This is a genomic window from Pseudomonas sp. Pse79, assembly GCF_024519615.1.
In the GTDB taxonomy this organism is placed as follows: Bacteria; Pseudomonadota; Gammaproteobacteria; order Pseudomonadales; family Pseudomonadaceae; genus Aquipseudomonas; species Aquipseudomonas veronii.
The window spans coordinates 24,205-40,887 of the sequence record NZ_JALJRR010000017.1 but is presented as its reverse complement, the minus strand read 5'-3'; the positions used below and the strand labels follow the sequence as shown (position 1 = coordinate 40,887).

At 62.0% G+C, this 16,683-nt stretch carries 17 protein-coding genes and 1 pseudogene; 14 read left to right on the top strand and 4 right to left on the bottom strand.

The annotated features are described in order from the left end of the window. Positions 1-116 precede the first annotated feature (116 nt). The 5 genes from NR164_RS20710 to NR164_RS20690 all read left to right on the top strand — a co-directional run bounded on the left by NR164_RS20710 (position 117) and on the right by NR164_RS20690 (position 5,244). Positions 117-1,133, top strand: a complete 1,017-nt coding sequence (locus NR164_RS20710; RefSeq protein WP_079443645.1) for a LacI family DNA-binding transcriptional regulator — start codon at positions 117-119, stop codon at positions 1,131-1,133. Positions 1,134-1,209: 76 nt separating this feature from the next. Next, positions 1,210-1,992: a sugar phosphate isomerase/epimerase gene (locus NR164_RS20705; RefSeq protein ID WP_057005239.1), complete on the top strand. Its 783-nt coding sequence runs from the start codon at positions 1,210-1,212 to the stop codon at positions 1,990-1,992. Beyond that, the gene (locus tag NR164_RS20700) at positions 1,985-2,926 is read left to right on the top strand and encodes a sugar kinase (protein WP_046383172.1); all 942 of its coding nucleotides are present in this window, start codon (positions 1,985-1,987) and stop codon (positions 2,924-2,926) included. The genes NR164_RS20705 and NR164_RS20700 overlap by 8 nt, the downstream gene beginning before the upstream one ends. Positions 2,927-2,971: 45 nt before the next feature. Then, the gene (locus tag NR164_RS20695) at positions 2,972-4,267 is read left to right on the top strand and encodes an MFS transporter (RefSeq protein ID WP_169865691.1); all 1,296 of its coding nucleotides are present in this window, start codon (positions 2,972-2,974) and stop codon (positions 4,265-4,267) included. Beyond that, entirely contained in the window at positions 4,267-5,244 is a 978-nt protein-coding gene (locus tag NR164_RS20690; RefSeq protein ID WP_177031482.1) for an NAD(P)-dependent oxidoreductase, read from the top strand. The genes NR164_RS20695 and NR164_RS20690 overlap by 1 nt, the downstream gene beginning before the upstream one ends. 136 nt (positions 5,245-5,380) lie before the next feature. Here NR164_RS20690 and NR164_RS20685 read toward each other — a convergent pair whose 3' ends face one another. Then, positions 5,381-7,006, bottom strand: coding sequence for a methyl-accepting chemotaxis protein (locus NR164_RS20685; RefSeq protein ID WP_026140205.1), 1,626 nt, complete (start codon positions 7,004-7,006; stop codon positions 5,381-5,383). Positions 7,007-7,240: 234 nt separating this feature from the next. On the opposite strand from NR164_RS20685, the gene NR164_RS20680 reads away from it, so the two are divergent. From NR164_RS20680 to NR164_RS20670, 3 genes and pseudogenes are all read left to right on the top strand, one after another. Then, complete coding sequence (locus NR164_RS20680; protein ID WP_046383168.1) at positions 7,241-8,668, top strand: nucleobase:cation symporter-2 family protein; 1,428 nt, start codon at positions 7,241-7,243, stop codon at positions 8,666-8,668. A gap of 12 nt (positions 8,669-8,680) precedes the next feature. Further along, on the top strand, positions 8,681-9,142 hold the full coding sequence (locus NR164_RS20675) for an LEA type 2 family protein (RefSeq protein WP_017848402.1): 462 nt from the start codon (positions 8,681-8,683) through the stop codon (positions 9,140-9,142). Between the two features lie 6 nt (positions 9,143-9,148). Next, positions 9,149-9,379 (top strand): annotated as a pseudogene (locus NR164_RS20670) (GNAT family N-acetyltransferase); the annotation flags it as partial. Positions 9,380-9,517: 138 nt separating this feature from the next. Here NR164_RS20670 and NR164_RS20665 read toward each other — a convergent pair. Next, positions 9,518-10,444, bottom strand: coding sequence for a carbon-nitrogen hydrolase family protein (locus NR164_RS20665; protein WP_256823207.1), 927 nt, complete (start codon positions 10,442-10,444; stop codon positions 9,518-9,520). A gap of 83 nt (positions 10,445-10,527) precedes the next feature. Here NR164_RS20665 and NR164_RS20660 point away from each other — a divergent pair, with 83 nt between their 5' ends. Beyond that, positions 10,528-11,457: a LysR family transcriptional regulator gene (locus NR164_RS20660; protein WP_079443641.1), complete on the top strand. Its 930-nt coding sequence runs from the start codon at positions 10,528-10,530 to the stop codon at positions 11,455-11,457. Here NR164_RS20660 and NR164_RS20655 read toward each other — a convergent pair. Then, positions 11,429-11,683 (bottom strand): hypothetical protein, encoded by a 255-nt coding sequence (locus NR164_RS20655; RefSeq protein ID WP_017848398.1) that lies wholly within the window; start codon positions 11,681-11,683, stop codon positions 11,429-11,431. The two genes, NR164_RS20660 and NR164_RS20655, sit on opposite strands and share 29 nt — an antisense overlap. Before the next feature lie 162 nt (positions 11,684-11,845). Here NR164_RS20655 and NR164_RS20650 point away from each other — a divergent pair, with 162 nt between their 5' ends. Next, a complete protein-coding gene (locus NR164_RS20650) occupies positions 11,846-12,166 on the top strand; it encodes a YqjD family protein (RefSeq protein ID WP_017848397.1) in 321 nt (106 codons plus the stop codon). Between the two features lie 59 nt (positions 12,167-12,225). Here NR164_RS20650 and NR164_RS20645 read toward each other — a convergent pair whose 3' ends face one another. After that, positions 12,226-13,260: an Ldh family oxidoreductase gene (locus NR164_RS20645; protein ID WP_057005237.1), complete on the bottom strand. Its 1,035-nt coding sequence runs from the start codon at positions 13,258-13,260 to the stop codon at positions 12,226-12,228. Between the two features lie 267 nt (positions 13,261-13,527). On the opposite strand from NR164_RS20645, the gene NR164_RS20640 reads away from it, so the two are divergent. The 4 genes from NR164_RS20640 (at position 13,528) to NR164_RS20625 (ending at position 16,675) form a co-directional block, all read left to right on the top strand. After that, positions 13,528-14,517: a FecR family protein gene (locus NR164_RS20640; RefSeq protein ID WP_046383165.1), complete on the top strand. Its 990-nt coding sequence runs from the start codon at positions 13,528-13,530 to the stop codon at positions 14,515-14,517. A gap of 330 nt (positions 14,518-14,847) precedes the next feature. Next, a complete protein-coding gene (locus NR164_RS20635; protein WP_026140202.1) occupies positions 14,848-15,300 on the top strand; it encodes a hypothetical protein in 453 nt (150 codons plus the stop codon). Continuing rightward, the gene (locus tag NR164_RS20630; protein ID WP_079443640.1) at positions 15,300-15,851 is read left to right on the top strand and encodes an adhesin; all 552 of its coding nucleotides are present in this window, start codon (positions 15,300-15,302) and stop codon (positions 15,849-15,851) included. Before NR164_RS20635 ends, NR164_RS20630 begins: the two co-directional genes overlap by 1 nt. Positions 15,852-15,919: 68 nt before the next feature. Continuing rightward, entirely contained in the window at positions 15,920-16,675 is a 756-nt protein-coding gene (locus NR164_RS20625; protein WP_079443639.1) for a hypothetical protein, read from the top strand. Positions 16,676-16,683 lie beyond the last annotated feature (8 nt).

The window sequence follows — 16,683 nt, the reverse complement described above, 5'->3', positions numbered from 1 at the left end:
ACGGCGGCTCGGCCTGGCCAAAATAATCTTGACGAAACCGATCGGCTGGTGTTTTCTGAAACCGGTTTCAGTGCAGGAGGTACTGTTGCCTCAATTCCAATAAGAAAGGTTCTACCGTGACCTCATTTTCCGCCGCCCAGCGCAGCCGCGTGACCATGCTTGACGTCGCCCAGCGCGCCGGCGTGTCCAAAGCCAGCGTGTCGCGCTTCATCGGCGACGACCGCGCCCTGCTCTCCGATGCCATCGCCCTGCGCATCGAGCACGCCATCGCCGAACTCGGCTACCGCCCCAACCAGATGGCCCGTGGCTTGAAACGCGGGCGCACGCGCCTGATCGGTATGCTGGTGGCCGATATCCGCAACCCCTATTCCATCGCCGTGATGCACGGTGTTGAAACCGCCTGCCGCCAGCACGGCTACAGCCTGGTGGTGTGCAACACCGACCGCGATGACGAGCAGGAACGCCAGCACCTGGCGGCGCTACGCTCGTACAACATCGAAGGGCTGATCGTGAACACCCTCGGCCACCACCTCGAACAACTGCTGGAACTGCAACGGGAAATGCCCCTGGTGCTGGTGGACCGCAAGGTCGCACCGTTGCGCAGCGACCTGGTGGGTTTGGATAACCCGGCCGCGGTACGCATGGCGCTGGAACACCTTGAGCAACAGGGCTACCGCGAGATAGTGCTGGTCAGCGAGGCCACCGATGGCACCAGTTCGCGCCTGGAGCGCCTTGACAGTTTCACCGCCGAGATTGCCCGCCGCCCGGCGTTGAGCGGCACGGTGCTGGAACTGGACGGCGCGCTGGAAAAGCGCCTGCGCGCCTTTCTGGCCAAGCCCGGCGCCAAAGCCGTGTTCTGCGCCAACGGCATCGCCGCCCTCGCTTGCACCCGCGCGCTCAAGGCGCTGGAGTGCGACCTGTTCGCGGACGTCGGCCTGATCGCCCTGGATGACCTGGACTGGTACCCGCTGGTGGGCACCGGCATCACCGCCCTCGCCCAACCGACGCAGGCGATTGGCGCGAGTGCCTTCGACTGCCTGCTCAAGCGCCTGCGCGGCGATACGGCGCCGGCCCGCACCCTGGATTTCCTGCCCGAACTGATCGTTCGCGGTTCCACCCAACCCACCTCGTAGCCGCTGTCGAGCCCTCGCGGGCGTCAATTCAATAGGTTGCGCATAAAAATGAAACCGGTTTCAGAGGTACACAATCATGCATGAATACCCCGTCTCCATCAGCCTTTCCAGCTACGGCGCCGACCTCGTCCGCCAGCAGGGCCAATTGAGTTTTGTCGCCCTGCTGGCGGCGGCCGGTGCCCGGCGCATCGAGTGGCGCGAAGAGCTGCTGACCATTGAACAACCGGCACAACTGGCCCGGGCGGCGGCCGAACAAGGCCTGGAGTGCGTGTTCTCTTCGCCGCTGGAACTGTGGGTCGCCGGCCGCGCCCAGCCGAATGCCGAGCTCGCCGCCACCCTTGATCGCGCCCAGGCCTTTGGTGCGCGCTGGCTGAAAGTCTCCCTCGGCTACTTCACCGACACCAACGACCTGCACAGCCTGCACGCCCTGCTCAACCGCCACCCGGTCAAGTTGCTGGTGGAAAACGACCAGACCCTGCATGGCGGTCGCATCGAACCGCTGCAACGTTTCTTCAGCGAAGTCGAGCGCCTTGGCCTGCCGGTGAAGATGACGTTCGATATCGGTAACTGGCACTGGCAGGACCAGTCCGCGCTCACCGCCGCGCGCCTGCTCGGCCGGCATGTCGACTACCTGCACTGCAAGGCCGTGGCGCGTCGCGCGGACGGCAAGCTGGTGGCACTGCCGCCCGGCGCCACCGACCTGCATCTGTGGGAACAACTGCTGGGCCACATGACTCAAGGTATTACCCGGGCAGTGGAATTCCCGCTGCAAGGCGACGACCTGGTCGAAGTCACCGCCCAGCAGGTCGCCACCCTCGCCCTGCTTGGCCAACCCCGTGCGGAGTACGCCCATGTCTGAGATCGATATCCTGTCGTTCGGTGAAACCATGGCGATGTTTGTCGCCGAACAGAGCGGCGACCTGGCCCAGGTGGGCCACTTCCACAAACGCATCGCCGGGGCCGACAGCAATGTCGCCATCGGCCTGTCGCGCCTGGGCTTCAACGTCGCCTGGCTGAGCCGAGTGGGCAACGACTCCCTGGGCCGCTTTGTGCTCGACACGCTCAAGCAACAAGGCCTGGATTGCCGGCACGTGGCGGTCGACCCGCTGCACCCCACCGGTTTTCAGCTCAAGTCCCGCGAAGAAGCCGGCGATGATCCCCAGGTCGAGTACTTCCGCAAGGGCTCGGCGGCCAGCCATTTATCCATCGCAGCCATCAGCCCGGCGCTGCTGCAGGCGCGCCACCTGCACGCCACCGGCATCCCGCCGGCCTTGTCCAAGGCCACCGGCGAGTTGTCCCGCGAGCTGATGACGCAAATGCGCAAGGCCGGGCGCAGCGTGTCGTTCGACCCGAACCTGCGCCCGGCGCTGTGGCCCAGCCAGCAGCAGATGATCCGCGAGATCAACGCCCTCGCAGGCTTGGCCGATTGGGTCTTGCCGGGCTTGAGCGAAGGTCGCCTGCTTACCGGTTTCGACGACCCGGCGGACATCGCCGCGTTTTACCTGGACCAGGGCGCCGAAGCCGTGGCCATCAAGCTCGGCCCGGACGGCGCGTATTACCGCACCCAACTGGACCAAGGCTTTGTCGCCGCCGTGAGCGTGGACAAAGTGGTAGACACCGTCGGCGCCGGTGATGGCTTTGCCGTCGGCATGATCAGCGCCCTGCTGGAAAACCTCAGCTTCCCCGAGGCGGTACACCGCGGCAACTGGATCGGCAGCCGTGCCGTGCAGAGCCGCGGCGATATGGAAGGCTTACCCACACGCACGGAGCTGCCGACCCGATCCGTTGCTTGACCCACTCCCTGTTGCCACAACTACAACAAGCTCAGGAGCAACCCCATGGATACCTTGAAACTCGCCACCCGCCGTTGGTGGTACATCATGCCCATCGTCTTTATCACCTACAGCCTGGCGTACCTGGACCGCGCCAACTACGGTTTCGCCGCCGCCAGCGGCATGGCTGAAGACCTGATGATCACACCGGGCATGTCGTCCCTGCTCGGCGCACTGTTCTTCCTCGGTTACTTTTTCTTCCAGGTGCCGGGCGCGATCTACGCGCAAAAGCGCAGCGTGAAGAAGTTGATTTTCGTCAGCCTGATCCTCTGGGGCGGCCTGGCCACCCTGACCGGCGTGGTGTCCAACGCCTACATGCTGGTCGCCATTCGCTTCATGCTCGGCGTGGTCGAAGCGGCGGTGATGCCGGCGATGCTGGTGTACCTGTGCCACTGGTTCACCCGTGCCGAACGCTCGCGGGCCAATACGTTCCTGATCCTCGGCAACCCGGTGACCATGCTGTGGATGTCGGTGGTGTCCGGCTACCTGGTGCAGCATTTCAGCTGGCGTTGGATGTTCATCGTCGAAGGCCTGCCGGCGGTGCTGTGGGCATTTATCTGGTGGCGCCTGGCCGATGAGCGGCCCAAGGATGCCCAGTGGTTGAGCGACAGCGAAAAGCACCAGCTGGAAACCGCCCTCGCCGCCGAACAGGTGGGGATCAAAGCGGTGAAGAACTACGCCGAAGCGTTTCGCTCGCCCAAGGTGATCATCCTTGCGCTGCAGTTCTTCTGCTGGAGCATCGGCGTGTACGGCTTTGTGCTGTGGCTGCCGTCGATCCTCAAGGCCGGTTTGCAGATGGACATGGTCGAGGCCGGCTGGTTGTCGGCGCTGCCGTACCTGGCGGCGGTGATCGGCATGCTGGCGGTGTCGTGGGGTTCGGACAAGCTGCAAAAACGTAAACGGTTTGTGTGGCCGCCGTTGTTGATCGCCTCTATCGCTTTCTATGCGTCCTACGTGCTCGGCGCCGAACATTTCTGGTGGTCCTACACCCTGCTGGTGATTGCCGGCGCGTGCATGTATGCGCCCTATGGACCGTTTTTCGCGATTGTCCCGGAGATCCTGCCGGCCAACGTCGCCGGCGGTGCCATGGCGTTGATCAACAGCATGGGCGCGCTCGGTTCGTTCGGCGGTTCGTACCTGGTGGGTTACCTCAATAGCAGCACCGGTTCCCCCGGCGCCTCTTACCTGCTGATGAGCGGCGCGTTGATGGTCTCGGTGGTGCTGACGATGTTCCTCAAGCCCGGCGCCAGCGACCGCGAGCGCGCGCCGTTGCAGTCCCTCGAATTAAAGGTGAAGACCTGATGAAAAAGTCTGTCGTTCTGTACAAAAAACTCTCCGCGCCGCTGATGGCCCGGCTGCATGAGCACGCCGAGGTCACGCTGATCGACGCGCTCGACCCGCCCGGCCTGGCCAAACTGCGCGACGCCCTCCCCGGCGCCCATGGGTTGCTGGGCGCGAGCCTGCGCCTGGACGCCGCGTTGCTGGACCTGGCACCGCAACTGGAGGCGGTGGCCAGCGTGTCCGTCGGCGTCGACAACTACGACATCGAGTACCTGACCCGGCGCGGCATCCTGCTCAGCAACACGCCCGATGTGCTGACCGAAACCACCGCCGACACCGGCTTCGCGCTGATCCTCGCCACCGCACGCCGGGTGGTCGAACTGGCTGATATGGTGCGTGCCGGCCAGTGGCACAAGAACATCGGCCCGGCGCATTTCGGCAGCGACGTGCATGGCAAGACCCTGGGCATCATCGGCATGGGCCGCATTGGTGAAGCGCTGGCCCAGCGCGGGCATTTCGGCTTCGGCATGCCGGTGCTCTACCACAGTCACTCGCCCAAGCCACAGGTGGAAGAACGGTTCGGCGCGCAGTACCGTCGCCTGAACGACTTGCTGCAACAAGCGGACTTCGTCTGCCTGACACTGCCGCTCACCGCCGAAACCGAGCGGTTGATCGGCGCGCAAGAATTCGCCCTGATGGGCCCGGAGACGATCTTTATCAATATCTCCCGCGGCAAGGTGGTGGATGAAGCCGCGCTGGTCGAGGCCTTGCAGCAGCGCACGATTCGCGCGGCGGGGCTGGATGTGTTCGAGCGCGAGCCGCTGCCCCACGACTCGCCGTTGCTGCGCTTGAACAATGTGGTGGCCACGCCGCATATCGGCTCGGCGACCCATGAGACGCGGGAAGCGATGGCCGAGTGCGCGGTGGATAATCTGCTCGCGGCGCTCGCCGGTCAGAAGCCGAAAAACCTGGTGAATCCAAGCGCCTGGATGCAATAGCTTCTGACACAACATAGAGCAAATGTGGGAGGGAGCTTGCTCCCGATGGCGCTGGATCAGTCAGTAGATGAGTTGACTGACCCATTGCTATCGGGAGCAAGCTCCCTCCCACATTGGGATTGCACTGCAAAGTGGCTCAGATAACGAACCTGGCCACCATCGCATTCAAATCCACCGCCAGGCGCGACAGCTCATGGCTGGCCGCGCTGGTCTGGTTGGCGCCCGCCGCCGACTGGGTCGCCAGGTCGCGGATGTTGACCAGGTTGCGGTCTACTTCACGGGACACCTGGGCCTGTTCTTCCGAGGCGCTGGCGATCACCAGGTTGCGCTCGTTGATCAGGCTGATCGACTGGGTGATCTGCTCCAATGCCACGCCGGCCGCGCGGGCCATTTCCAGGGTGTTATGGGTGCGCTGGTTGCTCTGTTGCATGGATTGCACGGCTTCACCGGTACCGTTCTGGATACCGGCGACCATTTTCTCGATTTCCTGGGTCGACTGCGCGGTGCGATGGGCCAGGGCCCGCACCTCGTCGGCCACCACCGCGAAGCCGCGCCCGGCTTCACCGGCACGGGCGGCTTCGATCGCCGCGTTGAGCGCCAGCAGGTTGGTCTGCTCGGCAATCGCCCGGATCACGTCGAGGACCTTGCCGATGTCGCGCCCCTGAGTGGCCAGACCTTCGATCAGCAACGAGGTGTTTTGCACATCCTGGGTCATGGTCTGGATCGCGCCGACGGTCTCAACCACCCGGTCGCGGCCTTCCCGTGCGGCCTGGTTGGACTGCGTGGAGGCTTCGGAGGTGGACACGGCGTTCCGCGCCACCTCTTCCACGGCAGCGGTCATCTCATTGACGGCCGTGGCGGCCTGGTCGATTTCGTTGTTTTGTTGCTGCAAGCCTTTGGAGGCTTCTTCGGTGACGGCGCTCAACTCTTCCGCCGCCGAGGCCAATTGCGTGGCCGAACCGGCGATGTGCTGGATGGTCTGGCGCAAGTTGGTTTGCATGGCCGACAACGCACTGATCAAACGCGCCGGTTCATCCTTGCCATCGTCTTCAATGACTTTGCTCAAGTCGCCGCCGGCAATGGTTTGCGCCACTTCCACGGCTTTGCGCAGCGGCGTGACGATGCTGCGGGTCAGCAACCAGGCCAACAGTACCGTGAGCAAGGCGGCGGCCACGGCCACCACGACGATCCCGCTGATCGCGCTGTCATAGCTGCGTCCGGCCTGCTCGTTGGCCTGCTTGGCGCCAGCGGAGTTGAGGGCGATCAGCTTGTTCAATTGCTCACCCATCTGATCGGTGCCGTTCTTGATCCGGGTATTGATCAAGGCGCGCATCTCATCGACCTTGTTTTGCTGGGACAGGGCCAGCATCTCGGCCTGGGCCGTCAGGTAGTTGTCCAAGGTGCCGACAAACGTCTTGTACAGGGCCGCTTCCTCAGGCACGGAAGGTAACGCTGAGTAACCGGCCTGGGCGGCTCTGACCTTGTCGATCAGTACGGCGATGCGCGTTTGCGCCTCTTGCAACGCGGCCGGTTCACGGTTGACCAACACGCGAAACGACAAGATACGCATGCGCAACACGTTTTCCGTGAGGCTGCCCAAGTAGGCCACGCTGGGCAGTTGGTTGCTGCTCATATCCACCGACGCCTGACGGATCAGCGTCATGCGGTTGACTGCAAACACTCCCAATACAACCACCAACAACGCAATGAATGCGAAACCGAGAGACGCTCGAGGGGCAATATTCAGATGACGAAGAGACATAGAGGTATTCTCAAGAAGGAGTGTCTGCGCGCATCCCTGCAGCGGAATGATCAGCTGGCGTCAACACGCTGCTCTGACCTTGGTCACCACTTGTTGTCATTGTTGGGTGGGCCTATAAAAGATATCGGCAGGCCCAGCGGTTTTCGCAGGGCCTCCATAAATATTTTTTTACACTTCTGACGATCTCCGGTTTCTGGCATCCTGCGCCTCCATTTTCTGTCCAGAGCCCGCATTTTGTCTGACGCTCAAGCCCCGCGCCCGCGCTATAAATCCGACCTGATCTATGGCCTGGAAGACCGTCCGCACTTCTCTGCCGCAATGTTTGCCGCCTTGCAGCATGTGTTGGCGAGTTTTGTCGGCATCATCACCCCTACACTGATCGTCGGCGGCGTGCTGGGCCTGGAAAGCGAGGTGCCGTACCTGGTGAGCATGGCCTTGTTCGTGTCGGGGCTCGGCACTTTTGTGCAGGCGCGCACGTTCGGCCCGATCGGTTCGGGGTTGTTGTGCCTGCAGGGCACCAGTTTTTCGTTTATCAGCGTGATTCTCAGTGCCGGGTTCATGGTCAAGGCCCGGGGTGGCGGCACCGATGAGATTCTCTCGACGATCTTCGGCATCTGTTTTTTCGCGGCGTTTATCGAAGTCGTGCTCAGCCAGTTCATCGGCAAGTTGCGCAAGCTGATCACCCCGGTGGTGACCGGCACCATCATCACCCTGATGGGTTTGTCGCTGATCAAGGTGGCAGTCACCGACATGGCCGGCGGCTTCGGCGCCGACAACCTCGGCGCCGCGAGCAATATGGGGCTGGCCGCGCTGGTGCTGCTCACCATCGTGGTACTCAACCGCTTCAACAACCCGTTCCTGCGCCTGGGTTCGATCGTGATCGGCCTGACCCTGGGCTTCATCGTGGCCTGGTGGCTGGGCCGTGTGGATATGGCGGCCTTGCCCCAGGTGCCGTTGATCAGCGTGCCGGTGCCGTTCAAGTACGGCTTCTCGTTCGACTGGGTGGCGTTTATCCCGGTGGCGGTGATCTTCCTGATTTCGCCCCTGGAGGCCGCCGGTGATCTGACGGCCAACTCGATGATTTCCCAACAGCCGGTCAAGGGCCCGCTGTACATCAAGCGCATCAAGTCCGGCCTGCTGGCGGACGGCCTCAACTCGGCGATGGCCGCGACCTTCAACAGCCTGCCGATGGTGACGTTCGCCCAGAACAACGGCGTGATCCAACTCACCGGCGTAGCCAGCCGTTATGTGGCGTACTTCATTGCCGGGCTGCTGGTGCTGCTGGGGCTGTTCCCGATGATCGGCGCGGTGCTGCAACTGATGCCCAAGCCGGTATTGGGGGGCGCGACGCTGATCATGTTCGGCACCGTCGCCGTGGCGGGGATCAAGATCCTCGCCGAAGCCGGTCTGCACCGCCGCAATATGCTGATCGTGGCGATCTCCCTGGGCATGGGCCTGGGTGTCGCCGCCGTGCCGGAAGTGTTGCGCGACCTGCCCAAGGCGCTGCACAACATCTTCGAATCGCCGATCACCGTAGGCGCGTTCTGTGCAATCCTGCTGAACATTTTCCTGCCGGAAGAGTTCTTAGAGCTGGAAGAAGATGAATTTGATCCGGAGTCCTCAACCCTCAAAGTGATGCAAGACCCGGACGTCACGCACTAGGAGCACCTTCGTATGCGCAAGCTCATGGTTCTATCGATACTGCTGCTGACCTTGAGCGCTTGCGCCCTGTTCCCCAATCGCGACCCGGTCACTATCAACGTGGTGGGCATCGAGCCGCTGCAAAGCCAGGACCTGGAAGTGCGCTTCGCCGTGAAGCTGCGGGTGCAGAACCCCAATGAAACGGCAATCGACTACAACGGCGTGGCCCTGGACCTGGAGGTCAATGGCCGGCCGCTGGCGTCGGGGGTGAGTGATCAGCGCGGAAGCATCCCACGTTTTTCCGAGACGGTTCTGATGGTGCCGGTCAGCGTTTCAGCGTTTTCCGTGTTGCGGCAAACCCTCGGCCTGAGCCAGACCCAGAGTTTGAACAACCTGCCCTACGTATTGCGCGGCAAATTGGCCGGCGGGCTGTTCGGCACCATGCGGTTTGTCGATCGTGGAACACTGGACCTGCCGAATACCGCCACTTGGTAACCCCCCATGCAACCGACCTTGGTCACCCAACGCCTGATTCTGCGCCCGCTGACGCTCGACGATGCCGAGGGCATCCAGCAACAGTTCCCCCATTGGGAAGTGGTGCGTTATCTCAATGCCCTGGTGCCGTGGCCCTACCCGGCTGACGGCGCGCGTCACTACCTGGAACACATCGCGTTGCCCGCCATGGCACGGGGCGAGGAATGGCATTGGGCGATCCGCCTGCAAAGCGCGCCGACGAAGGTGAGTTTGTCGAAGGCATTTTTCCACGGGACATCTGGGAAATGACCCGTGAAGAGTGGCTGGATCGCCGCTCTTTCAAGCGATAGACATCAACCGGTGGGAGTAGGCTGACTCCCACCGGTTTTACCGCACTCAGTCCGTGATATAGCGCACGCCCGGCTTGGCCCGCTCATCGACCACCAGCTCGAAAACATCCGGCCGGGCGTAATGCCCCACCACGTCATAGTCATACCGTGCGCGCACCAGATCGTCGGTATTGATCTGCGCGCTCAAGAGCCCGGCTTCACCCAGCAGCGGCCCAGCCAGGATGTCGCCCATGGGGCCGACAATCACACTGCCGCCTGCAATCAACGGACGATCTGAAGGCCAGTTGGCAACCTCAACGCCCAGCGCCGCGGGCGATGCCTGCACCTGGCACGCACTGACCACAAAACAGCGGCTCTCGTGGGCAATGTGGCGCATGCTCACCTGCCACATCTCGCGCTCATCCACCGTGGGCGCACACCATACCTGCACGCCCTTGGCGTACATCGCCGTTCGCAGCAGGGGCATCATGTTTTCCCAGCACACCGCGCCGCCGATGCGCCCGACCGCCGCGTCGATCACCGGCAGTGTGGAACCATCGCCCTTGCCCCAGATCAGCCGCTCGGTGCCGGTGGGCATCAGCTTGCGGTGCTTGGCCACCAGGCCGTGCGCCGGCTCGAAGTACAGCATGGTGCAATACAAGGTGCTGGCGCTGCGCTCGATCACGCCCAGGACCAGGCTGGCACCGGTGCGCGCCGACAAACCGGCCAACGCATCGGTTTCGGCGCCGGGCACGTCGATGGCGTTGGCAAAATATCGCGCAAAGGCTTCGCGACCTTCAGGCAGGCGATAACCGAGTTGCGTGCCGAAGCCTTCGCCTTTGGGATAACCGCCCAGCAGCGCCTCGGGCATCACCACCAATTGCGCGCCACTGCGCAGGATCGGCTCTTCATAGGCCAGGATTTGCGCCAGGGTGTCGGCCTTGCCGCCGGGCAAGGAACCGATTTGCAAGGCGGCCACAATAGAAACAGGCATCAGGATCACTCCGAACAATGAGGGGTTGCCCATTCTCCAGCCAGCCCGGATCATGAATAAAGCCCACCTCAGTGCTGAATGATATGAGCCAGATAAATATCACCCAAGTCGACCTCAACCTGCTGAAAACCTTCGAAGCCCTGCACGACGAATCCAGCGCCAGCCGCGCAGCGTTGCGCCTGGGCGTCACCCAATCGGCGATCAGCGCGGGCCTGCGGCGTTTGCGCGAGGTGTATGGCGACCAACTGTTCGTGCGAACCGGCCGTGGCCTGGCGCCGACCTTGCGGGCCAACCAGTTGAAGCCGGTGATCAGTGAGGCGTTGGACCGCTGCCGACAGAGCCTGGCAATGACCCACCCGGACACCCAGCAGTATCAGGGACGCTCCGTGGTGCTGGGTTTATCCGACGACTTCGAGATTGCCTACGGCCGCCGCCTGATGGCGGAAATTGCCCAGCGGTTGCCGAAATTGCGTGTGATTTTCCGTCAGACCCACAGCCAGATCGTCGCCGCCGCCCTGCTCGACCGCAGCCTCGACCTGGCGATTACCGCCGGCGGCTTTGCCGAACGCCGCCTAAGCCGGCAGGTGCTGGGAGAAGGTGATTACCGCTGCCTGGTCGACCCGCACAGCCTGGCGCCAGGCCAGCAATGCATCGACCTGCACGCGTTCGTTAGCCGCGAGCATGTGCTGGTGTCATCCGGCGGGTTTATCGGGATCACCGATGAAGGGCTGGCGGCACAAGGGCTGAGCCGCCAGGTATGTGCCTCCACCAGCCACTTCGCCGCGTTGCCGTTTCTGCTCAAGGGCAGCCAGGCGGTGGCGACCATTCCCGGGCACGCCGCCGAAGCCATCGCCGGCATGACCGGCTTGCAGGTTCTGCCGTGCCCGCTGGCGCTGCCGCGCTACCCGGTGGAACTGGGCTGGCGCACCCAGGCTCAGCTTGATCCGATGTTGCTGAAAGTGCGCGAGGCGATTGTCGCCAGCTTTACTTCGCCGCCGCCATCAGCTTGTTGACTTCGCTGCGCACCATGTTGGAGAACTCCGGCGGCGACATGCCGTCGAGTTCCGCGCGAACCCATTCGGCCCACTTGCCCTTGCGTTTGGCGCGCTCGCCGAACAGGCGCGCGGCTTCGCCCTTGGCCTTGCCCAGGTTGCTTTGCCACAGGTCGTAGAGACGGGACTTTTCATCTTCCAGCTCGGCGCGTTCGGCGAGGGTCTTGTTGGCGAGATTGAAGCTCATGTTGAATTTCCTGCTGCACAAATAGGTGACATCTTACACTGTAGGTCTAAGTTTCCTGATTCGGATTTCGCATACCCACGCCGGCCGGCAAAAAACTGCAACTTTTGCCGCCGCCCGACACTCCATTGTTCACTGTCACATTTACCTGCAAGGAGTCACACAATGGCCCGTAAATCTGCCGCCCAAGTCGTCGAAGATCAAATCAAGGATCAAGCGTTCAGCGAACTGACTGCACTGATCGAAGAGTCGGACAAACTGCTCAAAAACAGTGCTTCCCTGGTCGGCGAAGAAGGCGAAACGCTGCGCGAGCAGGTCGCTATCAAGCTCAAGCAAGCGCTCGACTCGGTGTCCAATGTGCGCGAGCGCAGCAAGCCGGTGGTGGACGCCACCGAAACCTACATCGGCGGTCACCCGTGGCAGACCGTGGCGATCTCGGCAGGCTTTGGCCTGGTGGTCGGCCTGCTGCTCGGTCGTCGCAACTAATACTGTAGGCCTTGCGTAGCCACTGCCGAACCCTGGCGAGGTAGCGGCTACGCGGGTTTTCAGACGGCCCACTCACGTAGTTGATTCAACGCCTGCGCGTCCACTTCAATGCCTGCCGCCAACGACTTCGCCCGCGTGCGATGACGTCGATCCCCCGGCAACCGCCGCAACCCCACCGCGTGCATCTGCCGCACCAGTTCCTGGCTGCGCTCGGCGAAGTTTTGCCCGGCGGTTTTGCTCGGGTCGATCAGGATCAACAACTGGCCGGTCCACGGCGTGCGGGCGCCAGGGTGATCGGCCCAGTTGAACTCAAACGAGAAGTTGCCGCCGGTCAGGGCCGCGGCCAGCAACTCGACCATCATCGACAGCGCCGAGCCCTTGTGCCCGCCGAACGGCAACAACGCACCGCCTTCGAGGATGGCCTTGGGGTCCTGGGTCGGCTGGCCCAGGCTGTCGACGCCCATGCCCGGCGGCAGGCGCTCGCCGTTGCGCGCAGCAATCTGCACGTCACCATGGGCGATGGCGCTGGTGGCCAGGTCGAACACAATCGGCGCGCCGTCCGCCCGTGGCGCAGCAAACGCGATCGGGTTGGTGCCGAACAGCGGGCGATCGGCGCCATGGGGCACCACGCAGGTCATGCTGTTGACCACGCTCAGCGCCACCAGGCCTTGCTCGGCGAAGGGTTCGACATCCGGCCACAGCGCGGCGAAGTGATGGGAATTGTGTATCGCCAGCAACGCAATACCGGCGCTGCGGGCCTTGTCCACCAGCAACGCACGGGCCGCCGCCAACGCCGGTTGGGCGAAGCCATTCGCGGCGTCGACCCGCACGAAGCCGGAAGCGACATCCGTGACCACCGGCGTGGCCTTGCCATCGACCCAGCCGCTCTCCAGCGTGCTGATATATCCGGGCATCCGAAAGATGCCATGGCTGTGGGCGCCGTCGCGCTCGGCGCTGGCGCAATTGTGCGCGAGGATCTGCGCCACTTGCGGCGACGTGCCGTGCTTCACAAACACCGCGTGCAGCAACCCCACCAGGTCGTTGAAACCGATGAACGCTGAAGAATCGTCAACTCTCGGGGACTGGGCAGACATCTGTAGCTCCGATTTTGTAATTGGAAGAGACAACAAGAATCCAGACCGACGATTAAACAACGCCTCCCGTGCCTGCTGTCAACGGGCGCTTGAGTTATCTACTGCCTGACGCGCTTCGCCGTCCATTACGGTGTGTCGCGACTCCATCACCAGCCTGTTTGGGCGTGCCCCAACAAGAATAAAAGTTCAATTGATGCGCAATTGCCATGAAGGCTGTTCTCGCCCCCGGTCTCGGGAGGTTAGAATGTGGGAAATCAGGATGAATTAATGACCGAAAAGTCTGCTTTAGAAGCCGAATATGACGCCATCACCGACGCCGCCGCGCATTGGTGCATGCGCTTGCATGCAAGTGATTGCACGGCGGACGAACGACAGGCCTTTCAACAATGGCACGATGCTCATCCGCTGCATGCCTTCGAATACGCGGCGATGCTGGAAATCTGGGACGTGGCCGATCACTTGCCACGCCATGCGCCGCTCGTAGCGCCGTTCAGACCGCGTCGCCGGCTGCGCGATTACGCGGTGGCTGCCGCAGTGTGCTTGGCCGCGCTGCCCCTGGCGGCGTTCACCGGCTGGGAAGCGGGCTGGTTGCCGACTGCCTATGAACGGTTCGAAGCCAGCAATGGCCTGCGCCAGGTCACCCTGGCCGATGGCAGCCAGGTTGAGCTCAACCTGGGCACCGAACTGGTCTACGCCGATTACAAGGACCAGCGCCGGGTCACACTGAGCAAGGGCGAGGCGTTTTTCAAGGTCAGCCATGACAGCACCCATCCGTTTGTCGTCAAGGCCGGTGAAGGACAGGTGCGCGTGACCGGCACCCAATTCAACGTGTGGAAATACGAAAATCAGGTGCGGGTGATGCTGCTCGAAGGCTCGGTGCAGATTTCCAGCGACCCGGCACACGGCAGCGTGCCGCTGACTCCAGGCATGCAAGCCAGCTATCAACCAGGCGATGCCACCCCAAGCGTGCGCCCGATCAACCCCAACGACAGCGCCCTCGCCTGGCGCCAGGGCAAATTGGTCCTGGACAACCTGGCCCTGGCCGACGCGTTACCGTTGATCAACCGCTACCTGAACAAACCCGTGATGCTGGCCGATATCGGCACCGGAACGATCCGCATCGGCGGCATCTATAACATCAGCGAGGTCAACAACCTCGTCCCCTCCCTGCCCAAGGTTTTGCCGGTCTACCTGACCCAGAACCAGGATGGCAATCCCGTCCTCAACTCCATCCCACGTAAAGCGCCCAAGGGCTGAGGCTTCTGCCTGTCCCTGCGGGCCTGATTGCGCCCGCAGTGTCCATTTCTGAAACACCCTCCTCCTCTGAGCGGCCCTGACAGCGCGGCTTCATCGTTTTGTCATACGCAGTGTTACATCACTGATACAACCTCCCGAAAGCATGACCTGCGGGCCGGCCATCGGGCTGGCATCGGCGCGGTGTATCAGCGCTGAAACAGCATGGCCATCACTTAGCCTGCTATGTTTCATATCTATCTGATTAACAACAACAAAACAAAAGCGGCACGCCTTCTGCTCTATTCCTTACAGCGCTGTTTAGGGTCAGCGCAACGAAAAAGGAATGCCGCCGTGATCACACTCACTCAAGGTTCGATGAATGTACTGCTGGTCAGCTGTGTACTCAGCATCGGCGTCAGCGTTCCGAGCTTTGCTGCCGACGGTGTCATCGTGACCGGGCGTGAAGTGCAAGGTCATATGTACGGTCGCGCATCGTTCGGTCCAGACCCCTACCCCACCACTGCCAACGCCAATCCCAGCAGAGAAATCAACAGTGCCACCTCAAGTGAACTCAGCGATTTGGATATCGGCGGCATCAGCAGTGGCTCGAGCATCGCCCGTTCCATACAGACTGCGGGGAACTTGTCTGGCGTGACCTCCACGCAAAGCAGCATGTCGACACTGGGTACCGGTGCAACGGCCGGCCACGGCGCGGGCAGCAGCATGGGCGGTCAGATCAGCAACTCGATCCAGCGCGGCATGGCCCCCCTGAACAACATTGGCAACATGATGGGGGGCAAGTAATGAATCGCACTCTTCTGATCCTCGCCCTGCTGAGCAGCGCCACTGCATGGGCAGACGACTCCGCGGTGATCAACAACAGCGGAAAAAACTACAACGGCAACTTCTCGATCAACCAGTCGGCCGGCATCCAACAGCAAACAGCCAACAACCGTGCCATCACACTGGGTGGACAAGCCACCACCGTCAATATCCAAAACCTGAACGGCAAGGTCGACCCGTCGCTGAACGCCAAGGCCGCGATCGCAGGAACCTCTTTTACCAATGGCAACGGCATGCTGGGCATCAACCAGACAGCCGGGGCGAATAACCAATCAATCAATGCCGTGCGGGTCAGCATCAACCCTGGCCCGCAAAGCATCGACGACAGCGTCCTGTTGCAGCAGAACACGACGACGCTGGCAACCGACTCAGGGTTCACCCCTACCACTGGCAGTCGCCAGGTCGTCACAAGCGACCAGGCCTTCACAGGCAGCCGAGGAGTGATTCAGGTGAACCAGAGTGCAGGGGTGGGGAACCGAGTGGCTAACACCCTGGGCATCACTATCAAGTAAATGCTTGGTAGTACTCGCTAGACCGTACCAACACTTAACCAACTAAATTAGAAGCAAGGAGAAACACCATGAAACCTCAAATGGCTCTGAAACCAATGGTTTTCGCTCTGGCCGCGCTGATGGCTGCTGCTGCACAAGCAAATGGTGGTGGCTGGCATCCGGCCCCTCAACCTACCGGGGTTGTGGCCGCTGTTGTGACAGACGTACAAAATAGCGCTGGCAACAAGTTCGACGACACCAAAACCGAAAACAACGCTTCGGCCGATGGCTCGGTAAACAGCAACAGTGGTAACACTGGGGTCAACGTCCAGGCTGGCAGTGGCAACCAAGCAGACAACTCTGCTGCCATCTCCAGCGCCAAAGGCGACTTCGCGTCGGTATTCGCCGTGGTCGATGTCAATCAAAACAGCTTGCTGAACACCTACTCCAACAAAGGCACGCAAAACAACGCCTCCCTGGACAACTCGCTTAACAGCAACTCTGGCAACCTGGGTTACAACGGCCAGGCCGGTCAAGGCAACCAGGGTAAAAACAACATGGCAATCACTACCGCTGACGGCAAAAATATCGCGGCAGCGGCCAACACCGAGCAAAACTCGCTCGGCAACAGCTACCTGAACACTGCGGCTACCAGCCACGGTTATGGCCATGGCTATGGCGGCAAACCTCAGTATGTGTCCAACAACTCGAGCCTCGACAACTCGGTTAACAGCAACTCCGGCAACGTAGGCGTAAACCTGCAGTCGGGCTTGGGCAACCAAAGCAGCAACAGCCTGTCCATCGGTCAGGGTTGCAGCAGCTGCGCCAGCGGCGTTCGCTTCTGATCCAACGG